17 protein-coding genes are annotated in these 20876 nt (G+C 62.3%); 8 read left to right on the plus strand and 9 right to left on the minus strand.

All coding sequences use genetic code 11. The features are described 5' to 3' along the window. Positions 1-93: 93 nt before the first annotated feature. Positions 94-1218, minus strand: coding sequence for a beta-ketoacyl-ACP synthase III (locus ACGYLQ_RS02670; RefSeq protein ID WP_394440253.1), 1125 nt, complete (start codon positions 1216-1218; stop codon positions 94-96). Positions 1219-1634: 416 nt separating this feature from the next. Between ACGYLQ_RS02670 and ACGYLQ_RS02675 the strand changes: the two genes are divergently transcribed. The 3 genes from ACGYLQ_RS02675 to ACGYLQ_RS02685 are packed head-to-tail and all read left to right on the plus strand — an operon-like array spanning position 1635 to position 4425. Then, positions 1635-3338 carry a pilus assembly protein TadG-related protein gene (locus ACGYLQ_RS02675; protein WP_394440255.1) on the plus strand — a complete coding sequence of 568 codons (1704 nt, stop codon included), beginning with the start codon at positions 1635-1637 and terminating at the stop codon, positions 3336-3338. Next, positions 3335-3865: a TadE/TadG family type IV pilus assembly protein gene (locus ACGYLQ_RS02680; protein ID WP_067267295.1), complete on the plus strand. Its 531-nt coding sequence runs from the start codon at positions 3335-3337 to the stop codon at positions 3863-3865. The genes ACGYLQ_RS02675 and ACGYLQ_RS02680 overlap by 4 nt, the downstream gene beginning before the upstream one ends. Next, complete coding sequence (locus tag ACGYLQ_RS02685; protein WP_394440257.1) at positions 3862-4425, plus strand: TadE/TadG family type IV pilus assembly protein; 564 nt, start codon at positions 3862-3864, stop codon at positions 4423-4425. The genes ACGYLQ_RS02680 and ACGYLQ_RS02685 overlap by 4 nt, the downstream gene beginning before the upstream one ends. Before the next feature lie 55 nt (positions 4426-4480). On the opposite strand, the gene carB is transcribed toward ACGYLQ_RS02685, so the two are convergent. Next, entirely contained in the window at positions 4481-7840 is a 3360-nt protein-coding gene (gene carB / locus ACGYLQ_RS02690) for a carbamoyl-phosphate synthase large subunit (RefSeq protein WP_394440258.1), read from the minus strand. Positions 7841-7996: 156 nt separating this feature from the next. Continuing rightward, complete coding sequence (locus ACGYLQ_RS02695; RefSeq protein WP_394440260.1) at positions 7997-8782, minus strand: alpha/beta fold hydrolase; 786 nt, start codon at positions 8780-8782, stop codon at positions 7997-7999. A gap of 53 nt (positions 8783-8835) precedes the next feature. Between ACGYLQ_RS02695 and ACGYLQ_RS02700 the strand changes: the two genes are divergently transcribed. Continuing rightward, positions 8836-9210: a hypothetical protein gene (locus tag ACGYLQ_RS02700; RefSeq protein WP_394440262.1), complete on the plus strand. Its 375-nt coding sequence runs from the start codon at positions 8836-8838 to the stop codon at positions 9208-9210. Between the two features lie 18 nt (positions 9211-9228). Here the strand turns inward: ACGYLQ_RS02700 and ACGYLQ_RS02705 are convergent, their stop codons facing one another. Further along, positions 9229-9627 (minus strand): cupin domain-containing protein, encoded by a 399-nt coding sequence (locus ACGYLQ_RS02705; protein WP_394440264.1) that lies wholly within the window; start codon positions 9625-9627, stop codon positions 9229-9231. 282 nt (positions 9628-9909) lie between these two features. Further along, positions 9910-11187, minus strand: a complete 1278-nt coding sequence (glyA, locus tag ACGYLQ_RS02710) for a serine hydroxymethyltransferase (protein ID WP_394440266.1) — start codon at positions 11185-11187, stop codon at positions 9910-9912. Positions 11188-11368: 181 nt separating this feature from the next. Here glyA and ACGYLQ_RS02715 point away from each other — a divergent pair, with 181 nt between their 5' ends. Beyond that, the gene (locus ACGYLQ_RS02715) at positions 11369-12130 is read left to right on the plus strand and encodes an NAD kinase (RefSeq protein WP_067267283.1); all 762 of its coding nucleotides are present in this window, start codon (positions 11369-11371) and stop codon (positions 12128-12130) included. Positions 12131-12256: 126 nt separating this feature from the next. Then, positions 12257-12454 carry a CsbD family protein gene (locus ACGYLQ_RS02720; protein WP_067267282.1) on the plus strand — a complete coding sequence of 66 codons (198 nt, stop codon included), beginning with the start codon at positions 12257-12259 and terminating at the stop codon, positions 12452-12454. Between the two features lie 64 nt (positions 12455-12518). Here ACGYLQ_RS02720 and ACGYLQ_RS02725 read toward each other — a convergent pair whose 3' ends face one another. The 3 genes from ACGYLQ_RS02725 to ACGYLQ_RS02735 all read right to left on the minus strand — a co-directional run bounded on the left by ACGYLQ_RS02725 (position 12519) and on the right by ACGYLQ_RS02735 (position 16993). Continuing rightward, positions 12519-13760: a saccharopine dehydrogenase family protein gene (locus ACGYLQ_RS02725; protein ID WP_394440268.1), complete on the minus strand. Its 1242-nt coding sequence runs from the start codon at positions 13758-13760 to the stop codon at positions 12519-12521. 20 nt (positions 13761-13780) lie between these two features. Continuing rightward, on the minus strand, positions 13781-14875 hold the full coding sequence (locus tag ACGYLQ_RS02730; RefSeq protein ID WP_394440270.1) for a carboxynorspermidine decarboxylase: 1095 nt from the start codon (positions 14873-14875) through the stop codon (positions 13781-13783). 225 nt (positions 14876-15100) lie between these two features. Next, positions 15101-16993: a propionyl-CoA synthetase gene (locus tag ACGYLQ_RS02735; RefSeq protein WP_394440272.1), complete on the minus strand. Its 1893-nt coding sequence runs from the start codon at positions 16991-16993 to the stop codon at positions 15101-15103. Positions 16994-17183: 190 nt separating this feature from the next. On the opposite strand from ACGYLQ_RS02735, the gene ACGYLQ_RS02740 reads away from it, so the two are divergent. After that, a complete protein-coding gene (locus tag ACGYLQ_RS02740) occupies positions 17184-17945 on the plus strand; it encodes a MipA/OmpV family protein (protein WP_394440274.1) in 762 nt (253 codons plus the stop codon). 42 nt (positions 17946-17987) lie between these two features. Here the strand turns inward: ACGYLQ_RS02740 and ACGYLQ_RS02745 are convergent, their stop codons facing one another. After that, entirely contained in the window at positions 17988-20261 is a 2274-nt protein-coding gene (locus ACGYLQ_RS02745; protein ID WP_394440276.1) for an NADP-dependent malic enzyme, read from the minus strand. A gap of 220 nt (positions 20262-20481) precedes the next feature. Between ACGYLQ_RS02745 and ACGYLQ_RS02750 the strand changes: the two genes are divergently transcribed. Then, positions 20482-20874 (plus strand): cytidine deaminase, encoded by a 393-nt coding sequence (locus tag ACGYLQ_RS02750; protein WP_394440278.1) that lies wholly within the window; start codon positions 20482-20484, stop codon positions 20872-20874. The last annotated feature ends 2 nt before the right edge of the window (positions 20875-20876 follow it).

Raw genomic sequence — 20876 nt, forward strand, 5'->3', positions numbered from 1 at the left:
CCCGGGAACGTCGCGCGCTGGACAAGCTCGATGAAACTCGCGGAAACAGGTAGGAAGTGTCAGACTCAGAGCACTAGGGCCGGACGCTGCGCGTCAGCCGCGCTTTTTGACGATGACGGAGCCGACGGAATAGCCCGCCCCGAAGGAGCAGATCAGCCCAGTGTCGCCGTCTTCCAGATCGTCAGAGTTCTTGGCGAAAGCGATGATCGACCCGGCGGAGGAGGTGTTGGCGTAGTCTTGTAGAATGTTGGGCTGTTCGCCCGGCTCAGGCTCCCGCCCCAGCACTTTGCGCCCGATGAAATCGTTCATCGACTTATTCGCCTGATGCAGCCAGATGCGCTTGAGATCGGCGGATTCCAACCCGTTGTCGGCCATATGCCCACCGATATGGTCGGCCACCATGGGTAACACTTCCTTAAACACTTTGCGCCCATTCTGCATGAACTGCATATCGCGCCGGTCGCTCAGCCCATCGGGGCGGGAGCGGCGGAGGAAGCCGTTGTTGTTGCGGATGTTGTTGGAATACTCGGTCGCGCAGCGGGTCGAGATAACGTCGAAACAGGGCCCTGCGACATCTTCGGCGCGTTCCAGCAGCGTGGCGGTGGCCACGTCACCAAAGATGAAGTGGCAATCGCGGTCACGCCATTCGAGGTGGGCGGAGCAAATCTCGGGGTTCACCACGAGGGCGGAGCGGATGGAGCCGGAGCGGATCATATCCGCCGCTGCCTGAATGCCGAAAGTGGCCGAAGAACAGGCGACGTTCATATCGAAGGCAAAGCCCTTCACGCCAAGAAGCTCCTGAATCTCAATGGCCACGGCAGGATAGGCGCGCTCGAGGTTGGAGGCGGCGCAGATCACCGCGTCCACATCCTCGGCACTCTTTCCAGCGGCGGCGAGCGCCTTTTGCGCGGCATCAATGGCCATTTCGGCCATGAGGGAAGGCTCCTCATCCGCGCGCTGGCGCAGCAGGGGGTGCATCACATTGCGGTCCAGCACGCCGGATTTATCCATGACATAGCGCTGTTCAATGCCGCTGGCTTTGACGATGAACTCTTCCGAGGAATGCGCCTTGGCCTCCAGGGTGCCCGCTTCGATCGCCTCGGCATTTTCGGCATTGTAGAGGTCGGCATAGGCGTTGAAGGCTTCGACCAGTTCGGCGTTGGTGATGGTTTGCTGCGGCGTGAAAACGCCCGTACCGGTGATGGCGGCTTGATACATCGGTGTGATCCCTTTCTCTCCAACGGCATGGCTGGTCTGATAAAGCTGAGCAGCCCCGGACGAATTGCAAGGGCCGTTGTCATGTCGGTGCACTCTGATGCAGGGGGCAGCAAGGTGCAGGTTCCATACTTTAGCGAAACCGCGCAGGACTTGCCACGGCTTTGACGGGGCAGACGTGTGAATGCCGCTACAGTTGCGAATTTTGATCACCCCGGCCCCCGCGCGCTGGCTTGACTATGCAACCGGAAGCGCGCAGTGATTGAGCATTAGCAATCATTAATTGAACGAGAACAGTCAGGGTTTTTTTGAGGCAGCGGCCCCTCCGGTGCGTGGTTTACAGGTCCACCATCCGCGGATGCCGCAGCCTAAAGCACAGAATTTGCTTACGGATTCAACCTCCGAAAAAGAGAGGTGTCATGAGGCGCAGTATTATCAGTCGAATGCTTTGCAAGCGGGCAAAGCGTTTTCGCAAGGACGAGGGCGGCGGCATGCTGGTCCTCATGTTGGTCGTGTTTTTCGGGATCACGATCTTTGGCGGGCTGGCCGTGGACCTGGCCAACCACGAGCGGACGCGGACCACCTTTCAGACCCATCTCGACAATGCCGTGCTGGCCGCGGCGAGCCTGTCACAAGACCTCGACCCTGAAGAGGTCGTGCGCAGCTACCTGACCTCCGCGGGGCTCGATCCGTCCGAGGTGGTGATCGACTCGAGCGAAGAAAAGATCGGCGGCATTCTGGTGGGGCGTACCGTCGAAGCCTCGCTCCCCGCCGGGCTGAACACTTATTTCTTCCGGTTTTTCGACATCGATTCACTCGGAATGACGATCAGCTCTGAGGCGACCGAACGGGTTGAGGATATCGAGATTTCGCTGGTGTTGGATGTGTCGGGGTCGATGGGGGAGAGGACCAGCGACCGGAGCGGGATCAAGTTGACCCTGCTGAAGAATGCGGCCATCGACTTTGTCGATACGATCCTAAGCGATACCGAAGAGGGACGCGTATCGATTTCGATCATTCCCTATTCGACCAAGGTAAACGCGGGAGAAGCTCTGCTGGGCCAATATTCGACAACCACCGAGCATAGCTATTCCCACTGCGTGGATTTCGATGGGAATGACTATGGTTCCTTGGCGATCGACCCCCAACAACAGATGCAACGGACAGGGCACTTCCAGTTCCAGAGCATGTCGAGTTCCAACCAGGAAAGGGGCCAATGGGTTTGCCGTAAAGACGCAGGTTTTGAAATTACTCCTTTGTCAGACTCGGTCGCGGCGCTGAGATCGCAAATCCTCGCTTTGACCGCCGAAGGGTCGACGTCGATCGACGTTGGTGCGAAGTGGGGGCTGGCCTTGCTCGACCCATCCGCACAGGGGCCGGTGAGCGGCTTGATCGACGCCGGTCTGGTCCCGCAGGAGTTTCAAGGCCGCCCGCACCCGCACGGGGCTGATAACAGCATGAAGGTTCTGGTTCTGATGACGGATGGTGAGAACTTTCCGGAATACCGTCTTGAGCCTGAGTATGCTTCCGGCGAGTCGGATGTGATCCGCACCGATTACGGGTCGGTGGTGTTCTATACAGTGGATTCTGCCGAACGCTCCAACGAATACGACGGGGATAATTCCTATCCTGAAGACTACTTTTATGCGACCCACCCTTGGGGCTCTGATCGTAGGTGGGATGATTACACACTGCTCAATCACCCCAGTCTACGGCAATATAGGGATCAGGGGCAGGAAGAACGGCTCGACTGGCCCGAGGTTTGGGCCGAGATGTCCCCTTATTACTACGGCTATAACCTCTATGGCCGGCGGCGGACGACAAGCTGGTGGGGCGGATCGCAGACTTGGAGTTCGCGCGCGAACAGTTTTTGGAACAACATGCACGACACCATCAGCGCGAGCGAGAAGGACCGCCGCCTGCGCCAAATCTGCGGCGTCGCGAACACTGCTGGCGTCGTCGTCTATTCCATCGGCATGGATGTCGACAGCACCAACTCCCTCAGCCTGTTGAAAGACTGCGCCTCTTCCGAGGCCCATTACTTCGACGTTCAGGGTCTGGAGATCCAAACCGCCTTCGACATGATCGCGGCGTCCATCTCCATGTTGAGGCTGACAAAATGATCCGCTTCGTCAAAGACCGCTTTCGCCGGTCCGAGGCGGGCGGGGTCACCATCGAGTTCGTCATCCTTTTGCCGCTCGTCTTTTACTTCTTCTTCCTTGCGCTTGAGACGGGGTTGTGGAGCGCGCGTGAGATCATGTTGCGGCGGGCCACGAATTTGGCCGTGCGGGACGTGCGTTTGGCCACCGGTTCTGTGCCAGGCTATGACGCGATGAAGGCTCTGATTTGTGAGCGGTCGGTTTTCGATGCGGGCTGCATTGAAAATATCCGGATCGAGATGCGCGCCATGCCGATTGCCGACTGGGCTGATCTGAGCGGGGCTGCCCCCTGTGTCGACCGGGATGAGGATTTCGACCCGGCAAATGGCTTTCTGCCCGGCCAGCAAAACAATCTGATGATGATGCGGGTCTGCCGTTTGTTCGATCCGCTTTTGCCGGGGACAGGCTTGGGCCGGAAATTGCCGGAAGGGTCGGATGGCACATATGGCGTGCGGGTCACCACCGCTTTCGTGACGGAGCCGCGCGGATGAGGGGGATCGTATTCAAACGTTTCGTCCGGTCGGAAGAGGGCAGCCAGACGATTGCCTTTTTGGTTCTGCTGCCGCTGTTGGTCTGGTCGATCATGGCGATGCTGACCTTTACGGATGCCTTTCGGGTCCGCGGGATGGCGACAGATGCCACCGCCGTCATCGCCGACAGCCTGTCGCGGCAGACGACGCCGATCAACGCCGCTGACCTCTTGGGGCTGCAGTCGGTCGCGGAGCAGCTCACCGGTTACGAAGTCTCTCTGCGCGTCACGCAGGTGCGCTGCATTCTGAACTGCGACAGTCTGACCCGCCGGATTTTGGCGGTGGATTTCTCGCAAGGCATCGGGCTGGACAGCCTGCTCGACCTCGACTTTATCGCGGGGCTTTCGCGCGAGCGGGTGCCGCTGATGGCCAATGGCGACCGTCTGGTGCTGGTGGAGACTTCTTTCATGCATGAGCCGATTGCGCAGATCGGTTTGGAGGGCACGGAGGTCAACGTCTCGCATGCCACACGGATGCGTTTCGCGCCTCAGCTTTGCTGGATCCGGTGCATCATCAGCTAAGCGGGCACCGATGCCCAAATGCGAAAGGGGCCGCCCGATGGGCAGCCCCTTTTTCTTATCCCTGAAGCGCTTTCACGCCGATCGCATCCTCGGCCTGCGCCTTGATCGCCAATGCGGCGGCATGGGCGCCTGCGGCGGTGGTGAAATAGGGGATCTTGTCGTAAAGCGCGATGGAGCGGATCGACTTGCTGTCTTCGACCGCCTGCGCGCCTTCGGTGGTGTTCATCACCAGATGCACATCGCCGTTCTTCATCATATCGGTGATGTCGGGGCGCCCCTCGTAGACCTTGTTCACCACATCGCAGGCATGGCCATTGGCGGTGAGCCATTCCGCCGTGCCACGGGTGCCGATGAGAGTAAAGCCTTGGTCCAGCAGGATTTTTGCGGCATCCAGCATGTTCTGGCCCTTATCCGCATCCTTGACCGACAGGAAGGCGCAGCCCTTGCGCGGCAGCGGGTTGCCCGCGCCCATTTGCGCCTTGAGGAAGGCGCGTGGGAAGTCGCGGTCCCAGCCCATGACCTCACCGGTGGAGCGCATTTCTGGCCCCAGCAGCGTGTCGACGCCGGGGAAACGGGCGAAGGGCAGCACCGCCTCTTTGACCGAGAACCATGGCATATCGGGGTCGGCCAGCGTCATCGGGTCGCCCAAGGGCAGCGTGTCTTCATAAGCGGCCTGATCGGGGTAGGCGGGGCGCTGCGGGAAATTGCTCAGCGGCTCGCCGGCCATGATCCGCGCGGCGATGGAGGCGATGGCGCTATCTGTCGCCTTGGCCACAAAGGGCACGGTGCGCGAGGCACGGGGGTTCACCTCGATGAGGTAAATCTCGCCGTCCTTCACCGCGAACTGGATGTTCATCAGGCCCACAACGTTGAGCGCTTTGGCCAGCGCGCGGGTCTGCTCTTCGACTTCTTCGATCACCTCACGCGGGAGGGAGTAGGGCGGCAGCGAACAAGCGCTGTCGCCGGAGTGGACGCCCGCCTCTTCGATGTGCTGCATGATGCCCGCCACATGGACATTCTCACCATCGCAGAGCGCGTCGACATCAAGCTCCACCGCGCCCGACAGGTAGCTGTCGAGCAGCACCGGGCTGTCGCCCGAGACGACGACGGCGGTGGTGATGTAGCGCTCAAGGCTGGCCTGATCGCGCACGATCTCCATCGCGCGGCCACCCAGAACGTAGGAGGGGCGGATCACCAGCGGGAAGCCGATTTCCTTGGCGATCTCCATCGCCTCCGCATCGGAATGGGCGATGCCATTGCGCGGCTGTTTCAGGCCGAGGTTCAGCACAAGCTGCTGGAAACGCTCACGGTCTTCGGCCAGGTCGATCATGTCGGGCGTGGTGCCGAGGATCGGGATGCCCGCCTCCTGCAGGCCGTTGGCAAGCTTCAGCGGGGTCTGGCCGCCGAACTGCACGATGACGCCGTGCAGCGTGCCGTTCTCCTGCTCGACGCGCAGGATTTCCATGACATGCTCAAAGGTGAGCGGCTCGAAATACAGGCGGTCGGAGGTGTCATAGTCGGTCGAAACCGTCTCGGGGTTGCAGTTGACCATGATGGTCTCATAGCCCGCATCCGTCAGCGCATAGCAGGCGTGGCAGCAGCAATAGTCGAACTCGATGCCCTGACCGATCCGGTTCGGGCCGCCGCCGAGGATCACCACCTTCTTCCGGTCAGAGGGCCGCGCCTCGCATTCCGCCTCGCCCATCAGCGGGGTCTCATAGGTGGAGTACATGTAGGGTGTCTGCGCCTCGAACTCGGCGGCGCAGGTGTCGATGCGTTTGAACACGGCCTTGACGCCAAGCGCGAGCCGCGCGTCGCGGACTTGTGCCTCGCGGCTGTCGGTCAGCATGGCGAGGCGGGCATCGGTGAAGCCCATCATTTTCAACTCGCGGAAGGTATCGGCGTCGCTTGGCAGGCCGTTTGCGCGAACGCCTTCCTCGGCCTCGATAATCTCGCGGATGCGGGCAAGGAACCATGGGTCGAACATGGTGTGCGCGTGCAGATCGTCGTCCGACATGCCGTGGCGCATCGCTTGGGCGATGGTGCGCATCCGGTCGGGCGTGGGCGCCGACACGGCTTTGATAAGTGCGGCCATATTCTCGGGCGCGTCGCCGGGCAGGTCACTGTTGAGACCGGCGATTTCCACCTCGTCAAAGCCGGTGAGGCCCGATTCCATCGAGGCGAGCGCCTTTTGCAGGCTCTCGTGGATGGTGCGGCCAATGGCCATGGTCTCACCCACCGATTTCATCGCGGTGGTCAGGTTGGGCTCGGCCCCGGGGAATTTCTCGAAGGCGAATTTGGGGATCTTGGTGACCACATAGTCGATGGTCGGCTCGAAGGAGGCGGGGGTGACGCCGGTGATGTCGTTGTCGAGCTCATCCAGCGTGAAGCCCACGGCGAGCTTCGCGGCGATCTTGGCGATGGGGAAACCCGTGGCCTTGGACGCCAGCGCCGAGGAGCGGCTGACGCGCGGGTTCATCTCAATCACCACCATGCGGCCATCGGCGGGGTTCACCGCCCATTGCACGTTGGAACCGCCGGTCTCCACCCCGATCTCGCGCAGCACCGCGATCGAGTGGTTGCGCATGATTTGGTATTCTTTGTCCGTCAGCGTCAGCGCGGGGGCCACGGTGATGCTGTCGCCGGTGTGCACGCCCATCGGGTCGATGTTCTCGATGGAGCAGACGATGATGGCGTTGTCGGCGGTGTCGCGCACCACCTCCATCTCGTATTCCTTCCAGCCCAGCAGGCTCTCGTCGACGAGGATCTGGCCCATGGGCGAGGCGTCCATGCCCGAGCGGCAGTAGAATTCGTAATCCTCGCGGTTGTAGGCCACGCCGCCGCCGGTGCCGCCCATGGTGAAGGCGGGGCGGATGATCGCCGGAAGGCCGACGTATTCCAGCGCCTCAAGGGCGAGGTTCACGCCCGCGGCGAGGTCTTTCTTACCGTCTTCGCGGGTCGGGGCGGTGACGATGGTGGCCTTGGGGTTTTCGATGCCCAGACGGTCCATCGCTTCGCGGAACAGCTTGCGGTCTTCGGCCATCTCGATGGCTTCGCGCTTGGCGCCGATCATTTCGACGCCGAATTTCTCAAGCACGCCCATTTCTTCGAGCGCGAGCGAGGTGTTGAGGCCCGTCTGCCCGCCCATGGTGGGCAGCAGCGCATCGGGGCGCTCTTTCTCGATGATCTTGGCGACGATCTCTGGCGTGATGGGCTCGATATAGGTGGCATCGGCGAGCCCGGGATCGGTCATGATCGTGGCCGGGTTGGAGTTGACGAGGATGACGCGGTAGCCTTCCTCTTTCAGCGCTTTACAGGCTTGAGCGCCGGAATAGTCAAACTCGCAGGCTTGTCCGATGACAATCGGCCCCGCACCAATGATCATGATCGACTGGATGTCGGTACGTTTCGGCATGGCGGCCCCCTAATTTTGCAAATTGTCCTGCCTTATAGGGATGGCGGCACGGGCTGCAAGGGGGGAATGGCTTTGACGGCCCCAGAAATAAGGGCGGGGCCGTCTGTTCAACCTTTGCGGGCGCTATGCGGGGGCGATCCGCCGGGGCGAAAGGGGTCAGCCCGCGGGCGCGGCCCCGTCGGCGTTTAGAAAGATGCGCAGGGTGGCTTCGAACTCGCGCGGTTTCTCTGCGTGCAGCCAATGCCCCGCGCCGGGGATTTTGGCAAAGCGCGCTTGTGGGAACAGCGCCTTGATCGGATCGCGATGTTCGGGCTGCACATAGTCCGAGGCACCGCCCGATAGAAACAGGGTCGGCCCCGTGAACTGGCCAGTCACATCCTCGGGCCAGCCGATGATCTTGGGCATTTCCGCCTCCAGCGCGTCGAGGTTCAGCCGCCAGCGCTTGCCGGGTAGGTCGAGCGATTGGGTGAAAAAGCTCTGCAACGCGCGCTCCACCCCCGCCTCGGCCAGCTGCGCCTCGGCGTCCGAGCGGCGTTCGACCCCGCTGAGGTTCACGCCGCGCATGGCGTCGATGAACATTTGCTGCGTATGGCCGTAAGCGACGGGCGCGATATCGGCGACGATCACGCGGCGCAGCAGCTCGGGCCGGGTCAGCGCCAGCATCATCACCGCCTTGCCGCCCATGGAGTGGCCGCAGATGTCCACCGGGCCGCCCAGATGGGTGATCACCTCGGCCAGATCCTGCGCCATTTCGGGGTAGCTGTGGGTGTCGTGATGCGGGCTGCCGCCGTGGTTGCGCATGTCGACGGTGACGACATGACGCGCGTCCGCGAGGCGTTTGGCGATCACGCCCCAGTTGCGGCCAGAGCCATAGAGGCCATGGACAATCAGCAGGGTCGGGCGGTCGGCGGTGGCTTCGCCATATTCGGAGTAATTCAACATGCGGGCAAATTACGGGCATTGCAGCCCGGGGACCAGAGCGATTAGATGCGCGCATGATTGACCGGCAAGATTTCAACACCCGCGCCGAGGCGCTGCGCCCCCTGTTCGAGGACCGTCTGCGCATCAAGGCCCGTGATCTGCGTGAGGCATTTCACCGCGCCGGGCCGGAACTGCCGCGCGGCATTCGTGGTGACGGGGTGTTGCTCAGCAAGACCGAGCATTTGGTCGCCAATCCCCATATCGCCCGCCAGTTGGAGGATGCCCCGGTTTGGGCTGCCTTCAATCGGGTTACGGCACATTTGAAAGAGATCGACCCCAAAGCCCGGCGGCGCGGCATCATCCTTGACCGTCTGGCCGGGGTGGCCTTCAATATTCTGGTGGTTTCCGTGGGTTTCGTGATCTGGCTTTGGTGGCGCGGCTACGTGTAAGCCGCCGCGCCGATGGGCTCAGGCCGGGTCGTAATCCGCGTCCGATACCTTTTCCATCCATTCGACCGCCTCACCGACCTGTGCCTCTTGCAGCGCGATGTGGGTCATGGCGCTGTCGGGCGCGGCCCCGTGCCAGTGTTTCTCACCGGGGCCGAACCAGACGACATCGCCCCTGTTCAGCGTCTGCACTGGGCTGCCTTCGGTCTGGGCGCGGCCTGTGCCTTCGGTAACGATCAGGGTCTGGCCCAGAGGGTGGACATGCCACGCCGTGCGCGCGCCGGGCTGAAAGGTCACCGTCACGCCGCGCAGGCGGGCAGGCGCCGGGGCCGAGATCAGCGGGGTCATCTCGACCTCTCCGGTGAAGTAATCGTCAGGGCCGGGTTCAGAGGGGCGGCTGCCCTTGGGATGAATGATCATGCGGTTCTCCTTTGCGAGAGAATGTGGCGCGGGGAGGGGGGATCGGCAAGGGGGAGCCTGACAGTGCAACAGAGGGTAGCGCCCGACCGCGGGTGGGCATCGCAACCGCGCCGAGACCACTTAATTTCTCAAGTTTGATGTGGGGGTGATTTGGCGTGCTTCGGCACAGAAGCGCCCGCCCATGGGGCGGTCGGGCGCTGCCCGGCGGCGCGGAGCGCCTTGATTCCGGGCAAAGGAATTCCTTAGAAAAAGGCCCCCGCATCGCTGCGAGGGCCAAATAGCTTACAGGTTCGGATACATCGGGAAACGCTGGCACAGCGCTTCGACCTCGGCTTTCACCTTGGCCTCGACCTCGGCATTGCCATCGGCACCATTGGCCGCCAGCCCATCGACCACTTCGATGATCCAATCGGCGATCTGGCGGAACTCGGCCTCACCAAAGCCGCGTGTCGTACCCGCGGGGGAGCCGAGGCGGATGCCGCTCGTCACCATCGGCTTTTCCGGGTCAAACGGCACGCCGTTCTTGTTGCAGGTGATATGCGCCCGGCCCAGAGCCTTCTCGGTGTCGTTGCCCTTCACGCCTTTCGGGCGCAGATCGACCAGCACAACATGGGTGTCGGTGCCGTGGGTCACGGTATCAAGGCCGCCTTTGATCAACTGATCCGACAGCGCCTGCGCATTGGCGATGACCTGTTTGGCATAGGCTTTGAACTCAGGCTGCTGCGCTTCGCCAAAGGCCACGGCCTTGGCCGCGATCACATGCATCAGGGGGCCGCCCTGAATGCCGGGGAAGATGGCGGAGTTGATTTTTTTCGAGATCGCCTCGTCATTGGTCAGGATCATGCCGCCGCGCGGGCCGCGCAGGGTTTTGTGGGTCGTGGTCGTCGCCACATGCGCATGGGGGAAGGGGGAGGGATGCTCACCCGCTGCCACGAGCCCCGCGAAATGCGCCATGTCGACGAGCAGATAGGCACCCACGCTATCGGCAATCTCGCGCATTTTGGCAAAGTCGATCTGACGCGGGATGGCGGAGCCACCGGCGATGATCATCTTGGGCTGATACTCTTTCGCCAATTCGGCGACTTGATCGTAGTCCAGCAGGTTGTCCTGTTTGCGCACACCGTATTGCACGGCGTTGAACCATTTGCCCGACTGGTTCGGCTTGGCCCCGTGGGTCAGGTGGCCGCCGGCATCAAGGCTCATCCCCAGAATGGTGTCGCCCGGTTGCAGCAGCGCTGTAAAGACACCTTGGTTCGCTTGGCTGCCGGAGTTCGGCTGCACATTGGCGAACTGACAATCGAACAGCGCGCAGGCGCGTTCGATGGCAAGGTTCTCGGCCACGTCGACATGCTCACAGCCGCCATAGTAGCGGCGGCCCGGATAGCCTTCGGCGTATTTGTTGGTCATGATGCTGCCCTGCGCCTCAAGCACCGCAGCCGAAACGATGTTCTCGCTGGCAATCAACTCGATCTCGTCGCGCTGGCGGCCCAGTTCGGCGTCGATCGCAGCGGCGAGGGCGGGGTCGGAATCAGCGAGAGATTTGGTGAAGAAATCGGACATCAGGGGATCCTCATTGGAGCTGGTTTCGCGTGTTGCCTATCGGAAACGCGGGCCGAGGTGAAGGCTGTAAACCGACAGGTTGCAAGATATGTGCGTCAACACTGGTGGCGCACGGAATAATGTGATTGTTTTGGCCCCAAACGTCGATGATCGGAAACTTCGCCGGAATGAGCCTGCTGACATGTCCTTAAAGATCGCTTTTGTGGCCAGCCGGGCCAGCGTGGCACAGACGGCGCGGGCCGCTTTGATCGGGCGTTATGGCGATGTGCCACTGCGTCAAGCCGAGGTGATCGTGGCGCTTGGGGGCGACGGGTTCATGCTGCATACGCTGCACAGCACCCAAGACATGGACGCGCCGGTCTATGGGATGAACCGAGGCACCATCGGCTTTTTGATGAACGCCTACCGGGAGGGGGACCTGCAAGCGCGGCTGGCGGCGGCGGAAGAGGCGGTGATCAACCCTCTGGTCATGCGCGCCACCCATATCGACGGGACGATTTCGACCGCGCTGGCGATCAACGAGGTGTCTTTGCTGCGCGCGGGGCCGCAGGCGGCCAAGCTGCGCATCACGATAGACGGGCGTCAGCGGATGGAGGAACTGGTCTGCGACGGGGCACTGGTGGCGACCCCTGCGGGCTCCACCGCCTATAACTACTCGGCCCATGGGCCGATCCTGCCCATCGGTTCTGACGTTTTGGCCTTGACCCCGATCGCCGCCTTCCGCCCGCGCCGCTGGCGTGGGGCCTTGCTGCCGAAACGGGCCACGGTGCGTTTCGATGTGCAAGAGCCGCAAAAGCGCCCCGTGATGGCCGATGCCGACGGCCAGTCGCACCGCGATGTCACGACGGTTGAAGTTTCCTCGGACCCCAGTGTCAGCCACCGGATCCTCTTCGATCCGGGCCATGGGTTGGAAGAGCGGTTGATCTCGGAACAATTCAACTGACCCGGGGGGGGGGCGGCGCCTTTCCGCCGCACCTTGCGCCCGCCGGAACCCAGACTTCGCGCATGCGTTGAGCCTGCAAGAGCGGGATCCTCCCGCGTCTTAACAGCCGAAGAAAGGAGACCTAAGATGAATTGGGACCGTATCGAAGGCAATTGGAACCAGATGACCGGCGCGGTGAAATCGCAATGGGGCGATCTGACCGATGACGAAATCGCCGAAGCCCGTGGCAATCGCGAGCAGCTGGTGGGTAAGATTCAAGAACGCTATGGCATCGCCAAAGATGAGGCCGAGCGTCAAGTCGATGACTTTGCTGCGAAATACTGAGTTTCGTCGGCAGAATTAGAAAAGGCGACCCTTTGAGGGTCGCCTTTTGCGTTTCAAGAGAGGCTCAAGCCTCGTGCCACGCGCGGTCGCCCTTGTCGTCTTTGACGCGAGTGGGCAGGCCGATGTCGTCGAGCAGACCGAAGAGGGGCTTGGGGTCCAACTCTTCGACATTGACCATGGCGGCGGTGTCATAGGTGCCATCGGCGATCAGCATCGCAAAGGCCACCGGCGGCACGCCCGCGGTGTAGGAAATGCCTTGGCTGCCCACTTCGTTGTAGGCGTCCTTGTGATCGGCGACGTTATAGACAAAGACCTCGACCTCTTCGCCGTCCTTCACGCCTTTCACCAAGTCACCGATGCAGGTCTTGCCAGTGTAGTTGGGCGCAAGGCTCGACGGGTCGGGCAGCACGGCTTTCACCACTTTCAGCGGCACGACCTCCAGCCCCTCGGCGGTGGTCACGGGCTGCTCGGACAGCAGGCCGAGGTTTTGCAAGACGGTGAAGACGTTGATGTAGTGGTCGCCAAAACCCATCCAGAAGCGCACATCGGCCTGCGGGTAGTTTGCCGACAGCGAATGCACCTCGTCATGGCCCGAGAGATAGGCCTTCTGCTTGCCCACCACGGGCAGGTCCCATTCGCGGCCCACTTCGAACATCTTGTTCTCTTGCCACGCGCCTTCCTGCCAGCTGTAGACCGTGCCGGTGAACTCGCGGAAGTTGATCTCGGGGTCAAAGTTGGTCGAGAAATACTTGCCGTGGTTGCCCGCGTTGATATCGACGATGTCGATGGATTTGACCTCATCCATGAACTCATCCACCGCGAAACGCGCGAAGGCGTTGACCATGCCGGGATCGAAACCGGCGCCAAGGATCGCGGTCACGCCCGCTTCGGCGCAGGCCTCGCGGCGCTTCCACTCGTAGTTGCCGTACCACGGCGGGGTCTCGCAAATTTTGGTCGGGTCCTCGTGGATCGCCGTGTCGATATAGGCGGCACCGGTGTCGATGCAGGCTTGAAGCACGGTCATGTTCACGAAAGGCGAGCCCACGTTGATCACGATCTGGCAGCCAGTCTCTTTGATCAGGGCGGCCACGGCATCGGTGTCCATCCCGTCAACGGCATGCGCCTTGAAGACGCCATCCTGCTTCATCGCGTTTTTCTCATGCACGCTGGCGATGATCGCCTCGCATTTGGAGACCGTGCGGCTGGCGATATGCAAGTCACCCAAACGGTCATTATTCTGCGCGCATTTATGCGCCACGACCTGTGCGACGCCGCCCGCGCCGATGATAAGAACATTGCGTTTCATAGTGTTGACCTCTTTCCTTGTCACGACAGGGCGGCGGCGAAATCGTCATAGTCGAAATCGCGCACCATTCGGGTGGTTCCGTCCAACTCGCGCACCGCGATGCCGGGGATCTTGACGCCGTTGAACCAGTTTTTCTTGACCATCGTGTAACCGGCAGCGTCCTGGAACGAGAGCCGGTCGCCCGCTTTCAGTGGCGCATCAAAGCGAAACTCGCCAAAGATATCGCCCGCAAGGCAGGACTTGCCGCAGATCATCCATTCGTGGTCACCGCTGTTGGGGCTGACCTTCGCAGGCTCACGGTAAATCAGCAGATCGAGCATATGCGCCTCGATGGAGCTGTCGACGATGGCGAGGTTCTTACCGTTGTACATCGTGTCGAGCACGGTGACCTCCAGCGTCGCCGCCCCGGTAATCGCGGCCTCTCCGGGCTCCAAGTAGACCTGCACGCCGAACCGGTCGGCAAAGGCCTTGAGGCGCAGGGCCAGATCGTCGAGCGGATAGCCCTCGCCGGTGAAGTGGATGCCGCCACCAAGGCTGATCCACTCCATCTTGTGCAGCACTGCGCCAAAGCGCTCCTCGATCAGGGTCAGCATCTCGTCGAAGCGCGCGAAGTCGTCGTTCTCGCAGTTGTTGTGGAACATCAGCCCGCTGATCCGGTCGGCGACCGCGTCGATCGCTGCCGGGTCATGCTCGCCCAGACGGCTGAAGGGGCGGGCGGGGTCGGCGAGATCAAAGTCCGAGGTGGAGACGCCGGGGTTCACCCGCAGCCCGCGGATATGGCCCGCGGATTGCGCATAGAACTTGTCGAGCTGGCCGATGGAGTTGAAGATGATCTTGTCGGCATGGCCCAACACCTCGTCGATCTCATGCTCGGCATAGGCGACGGAATAGGCATGGGTCTCACCGGGGAATTTCTCGGCCCCTAGCCGCACTTCGTAGAGCGACGAGGAGGTCGAGCCGTCCATATACTCGGACATGAAGTCAAAGACCGACCATGTAGCAAAGCACTTCAACGCCAGCAGGCAGCGCGCACCGGAAAGCGCGCGGAGGCGGGCGATCTTTTCCATATTGTCGCGGAGATTGGCCTTGTCGATCAGGTAATAGGGTGTCTGCACGTCGAAAACCTTTCTGCGCGGCCGGAGGGCAAGCTCCGGGAGGGAAAAGACCCACTGAATGTGCTGTCGTGGTTGGCCCCGCCGGGGGGCATTTCCGGGGGCGCTTCGCATATTTTGCGCAAGCAACGCAATTGTAAAAAACGCGCGGGCTGGGCTGCGCGCGCGTTTCTGTGGGGGTAACTGTAGCGCCGGACAGGCAAAGGTCCACCGCCATGTGATTGTTGGTTAGCTCTGCGGGTAGCCGATGCCCTTCAGCGCCGTGCGGATTTCGTCCAAGATCGCCGGGTCGTCGATGGTGGCGGGGGTCTTGAAATCCTCCCCATCGGCGATCTTCACCATCGTCGCGCGCAGGATCTTGCCCGAGCGGGTCTTGGGCAGGCGGTCGACCACCACGGCCTGTTTGAAGGCGGCGACGGGGCCGATCTGCTCGCGCATCCGGGTGACGCATTCGGCGACGATTTCCTCATGCGGGCGGTCGATACCCTTGGTCAGGCAGAGAAACCCGACCGGCATCTGTCCTTTAAGCTCATCGCTGACCCCCACAACGGCGCATTCCGCCACATCGGGGTGCCCGGCCAAGACCTCTTCCATCGCGCCGGTCGACAGGCGGTGGCCCGCGACGTTGATCACGTCATCGGTGCGCGCCATGATCCAGACATAGCCGTCCTCGTCGATCCGGCCCGCATCGCCCGTCTCATAATAGCCGGGGAATGTGCTGAGGTAGGATTTGCGAAAGCGGTCTTCGGCGTTCCAGAGCCCCGGCAGGGTGCCGGGGGGCAGGGGCAGCTTGATTGCGATGGCGCCCAACTCTCCGGCGGGCAGGGGGGCGCCGCGCTCATCCAAAATCTGCACGTCATAGCCCGGCATCGGCACGGTAGGGGAGCCGACCTTGACCGGCAGCGCCTCAAGCCCCGCCGGATTGCCGACGATGGTATAGCCGGTCTCGGTCTGCCACCAGTGATCGTAGACCGGCTTGCCCAGTTTCTCCTGCGCCCATTCAACGGTATCGGGATCGGCCCGCTCCCCCGCGAGATAGAGCGCACGCAGGCTCGACAGGTCGTATTTTTTGATCTCCTCGCCCTCGGGGTCTTCGCGTTTCACGGCGCGGATGGCGGTGGGGGCGGTAAAGAAGCTCGCCACGCCATGTTCCTCAATCACCCGCCAGAAGGTGCCGGCATCGGGGGTGCCTACGGGCTTGCCTTCGAATACGACCGTGGTGTTCCCGGCGATCAGCGGGGCGTAGCAGATATAGCTGTGCCCCACGACCCATCCCACGTCCGAGGCGGCCCAAAAGACCTCTCCCGGTTCGACATTATAGACGTTCTTCATCGTCCAGTTGAGCGCCACCAGATGCCCCGCCGTGGGCCGCACCACGCCCTTAGGCGCGCCGGTCGTGCCGGATGTGTAGAGGATATAGGCCGGGTGGTTCCCCTCCACGGGCACGCAGGGCGCCGGGCGCACGCCGTCTTGGGCGGCGTACCAGTCGATGTCCCGCTCGGGGTTCAACTCGCAGGGTTTCTGGCCGCGTTGCAGGATGATGCAGGTGTCGGGCTTGTGGCTGGCCTGTTCGATGGCTCCGTCAAGCAGCGGTTTGTAATCCACCACCCGCGAGGGCTCCACTCCGCAGGAGGCGGCGATGATCGCCTTGGGTTTGCAATCGTCGATCCGCACCGCCAATTCGCTAGAGGCGAAGCCGCCGAAGACCACGGAATGGATCGCGCCAATGCGTGCACAGGCCAGCATCGCCTCCACCGCTTCGGGGACCATGGGCATATAGATCACCACGCGGTCGCCCTTCTCGACGCCCTGCGCCACCAACGCCCCGGCGAGCGAGGCGACATGGGCCTGCAACTCCCCATAGGTCAGGGTGGATTTGCTGCCGGTGATCGGGCTGTCATGGATGATCGCCACGCGTTTGCCATTGCCTTGGTCGACATGGCGGTCGACGGCGTTGTAGCAGGTGTTCACACTGGCATCCGCGAACCATTCATAGATATGGTCGCCCCGGTCAAACAGCGCGCGCGTCGGCGCGATGTCCCAGTCGATCGCCTCGGCTTGCTCAAGCCAATAGGCTTCCGGGTCGGCCTTCCAGCGGTCGTAGGTGTCGCGATATCCCATGGTGTTCCTCCTCCTGTTGCGCTGTGCGGCAAACCCGCGGGCCGGGTATAGGTGCAGTGTCGCGCAAATATTTCCAGTCACTCTGGCCGCTTAGAAAGATTTCGGCAAGCGGAACGCTATTGTTCCTGTCAGTCGCGCCGCGTCATGCTAGATTGGGCGGAAATTCACTGTTTTTTCGGAGCCTGCCATTATGCGTCTCGCCCTTTCCTTGCCTCTTGCATCCTGCCTTGCCATTGTTGCCGCGCTGCCTGCGGTGGCGCAGGACCGTAGCATCAACTTCGCCCTGCGCGGCGGTGTCGGGGCGGCGCCGGATTATCCGGGCGCCAGCAGCTATCGCGCGACGCCGGATTTGGCCTTTACCTTCGGTTCGCTGGAATGGGGCGGGCGCAAGATCGGCACCAACATCGGCGAAGCGCCCAAGACCGGTTTCGGCTTCACCGGCGCGTTCCGCTATCTGGGCGAACGTGACAGTTCCGATCACGCGGAACTTGCGGGGCTTGAGGATATCGACGCGGCGGTCGAACTGGGCTTTGGCGTGGTCTACCGCGAGGTGAACTGGCAGGTCTTCGGCAAGGTGCGCCGTGGCTTTGGCGGCCATGAAGGCGTGACCGGCGACATCGGCGCCGATGTGATCTTCCGCCCCGATGAGCGTTGGACCATCACCGCAGGCCCGCGTTTCAGCCTTGGCAACGACACCTATGCTGACACCTATTACGGCGTCGACACCGCCACCACGAATTTCGCCGCTTATGAGGCCGGTGGCGGTCTGCTGGGCGCTGGTGTCGAGGTTGAGGCGACCTATCGTTTGGACGAGGCATGGGCGCTGGAAGGGGCCGTGGCCTATCAACGCCTGCTGAATGACGCCGCCGACAGCCCGATCACGCAGGCCGGGTCAGAGGATCAATGGACCATGCGCATCGGCGTCAGCCGCGCCTTCACCTGGCGGTTCTAAACGGCTTTGCGCCGCCCTTTGGGGGCGGCGCCTTGTCTTGCCTTAGCCGTAATGCGCGACCGGCGTGCCCGCGATGGCGCCCACGTTCAGCAGCCCGCGCGCGGTGATCGAGGGCGACACGATATGCGCGCGGTTGCCCATGCCCATCAGGATCGGCCCGACCTCAAGCCCGTCGCCCTTCATTTTCAGGATGTTGCGCACGCCCGAGGCGGCATCGGCATGGGCGAAGACCAGCACATTGGCGGCCCCTTCCATCCGGTTGCAGGGCAGCAGCCGCGCGCGCAGTTCGGCATCAAGCGCGGTGTCGATGTTCATCTCACCTTCGTAGACGAAATCATGGTTGCCCGCGTCGAGGATCTCCAGCGCCGCGCGCAGACGTTTGCCCGACCCTTCGCCCTGATTGCCGAACTGGCTTTGTGAGCAGAGGGCCACTTTCGGCTCGATGCCAAAGCGGCGGACGTGACGGGCGGCCCCGATGGCGATCTCGGCGATCTGTTCGGGGGTGGGGTGCAGGTTCACTTGGGTATCCGCGATGAAGAGCGGCCCGTCTTCGAGGATCATCATCGACAGCGCGCCATGCGGGCGGAAACCGTCGCGGCCCAGCACTTGGTTGACGTAATTGAGGTGCCAGCCAAACTCGCCAAAGGTGCCGCAGATCAGGCTGTCGGCCTCACCACGATGCACCATGACCGCGCCAATGGCGGTGGTGTTGGTGCGCATGATTGCCCGCGCGATGTCGGGGCTGACGCCGCGGCGGCACATCAGGCTGTGATAGGTCTCCCAATAGTCGCGGTAGCGGGGGTCGTTCTCGGGGTTCACCAGATCGACGTTTTGGCCCAGTTGCAGGTTCAGACCCGCCTTTTCGATGCGCCGTTCGATCACCTCGGGGCGGCCAATCAGAATGGGCCGTTCCACCGTTTCTTCGATGATCGCTTGCGCGGCGCGCAGCACGCGTTCGTCCTCCCCCTCGGCAAAGACCAGACGGCGGGGGGAGGAGCGGGCGGATTCGAAGACCGGGCGCATGATCAGCGCCGATTTGAACACCGACCCGTCGAGTTTGCGTTTATAGGCGTCGAGGTCTTCGATGGGCCGCGCGGCCACGCCCGTCTCCATCGCGGCCTTGGCCACGGCGGAGGAGACGACGCCGATGAGGCGCGGATCAAAAGGTTTCGGGATCAGATATTCCGCGCCAAAAGTCAGCTGCTCGCCCTGATAGGCCGCTGCCGCCTCCGCGCTCGTGGTGGCGCGAGCGAGGGCGGCGATACCGTCGATACAGGCGATCTTCATCTCGTCGTTGATCGTGGTCGCCCCCACGTCCAGCGCGCCCCGGAAGATGAAGGGGAAACACAGCACGTTGTTGACCTGATTGGGAAAATCGCTGCGCCCTGTGGCGATGATCGCGTCCGGTGCCACGGCACGGGCCACATCGGGCAGGATTTCTGGCGTGGGGTTCGCCAGCGCGAAGATGATCGGGCGTTTGGCCATCTTCGCCACCATCTCGGGCGAGAGCACGCCGGGGCCGGAGAGACCGAGGAAGAGGTCGGCCCCGTCGATCACATCATCCAGCGTGCGCAGGTCGGATTTCTGCGCATATTCGGCCTTGCTGGGGTTCATATCCTCGGTCCGGCCCTCATAGACAAGCCCGTTGATGTCGCAGAGCCAGACGTTCTCGCGCTTCACGCCGAGTTTCAGCAGCATGTTGAGGCAGGCGATGCCCGCAGCCCCGCCCCCGGTGGAGACGATCTTGATGTCCTCAAAACGTTTGCCCGCCACATGCAGCGCGTTCTTGACCGCAGCGCCGACGACGATGGCGGTGCCGTGCTGGTCATCATGGAAAACGGGGATGTTCATGCGCTCGCGGCAGATCTTCTCGACTACGAAACAGTCGGGCGCCTTGATGTCTTCGAGGTTGATCGCGCCAAAGCTTGGCTCCATCGCGCAGACGATCTCGGCCAGTTTCTCGGGGTCGGATTGATCAAGCTCGATGTCAAAGCAATCGATGTTGGCGAACTTCTTGAAGAGCACGGCTTTGCCCTCCATCACCGGTTTCGAGGCCAACGCGCCGATATTGCCCAGCCCCAGCACTGCCGTGCCATTGCTGACCACGGCCACCAGATTGCCGCGCGAGGTATAGCGCGCGGCGGCGTCGGGGTCGTTCTTGATCTCGATACAGGCCTCGGCCACGCCCGGTGAATAGGCCCGCGCCAGATCGCGGCCATTGGCCAGCGGTTTGGTCGCGCGGATCTCCAGTTTCCCGGGCCGGGGGTGTTCGTGGTAATCCAATGCAGCTTGGCGCAGGTTGGGGGTGTCGGACATCGTTTATGCTTCTCCCGAATAATGGTTTAGCGTTAAACTAATTTTCGCGCGCAAGCAAAGCGGCTTTTGGCGGGGGCGGTCTGGGTGCCGGATGGCTTTGCCCCAGCGTCGCCCTTGCAGGTCATTTTGCGCGGGCTTTAAGAGGCGATTGAGGGGACATGTGGTTTTGCATCGCACAGGGCGGGGCAATTTTCTATAGTCCGAGAAAAGGGAGAGCCTAATGACTGATTTGCGCGACGCGGCTGTGTTGGTGCGGGAAAATGCCCATGCGCCCTATTCGAATTTCAAGGTCGGCGCGGCGATCCGCACCGCCTCGGGGGCGGTGTTCAGTGGCTGCAATGTCGAAAACGTCGCCTACCCGCAGGGCACCTGCGCCGAGGCGGGTGCGATTGCCGCCATGGTCGCAGCAGGCGAGCGTGAGATCGCCGAGGTCTATGTCGTGGCGGGCAGCGATATGCCGGTGACGCCCTGCGGCGGCTGCCGCCAGAAACTGGCGGAATTCTCGGGCGGGGATGTAGCCGTGACCATGGCCACCGTGGCGGGCAAGGAACAGCAGACCACCATGGGCGACTTGCTGCCGGGGGCCTTTGGCGCCGCCCATATGCAGGGTTAACC

Source organism: Sulfitobacter sp. 1A12779 (genome assembly GCF_043557315.1).
Lineage (GTDB): Bacteria > Pseudomonadota > Alphaproteobacteria > Rhodobacterales > Rhodobacteraceae > Sulfitobacter > Sulfitobacter faviae.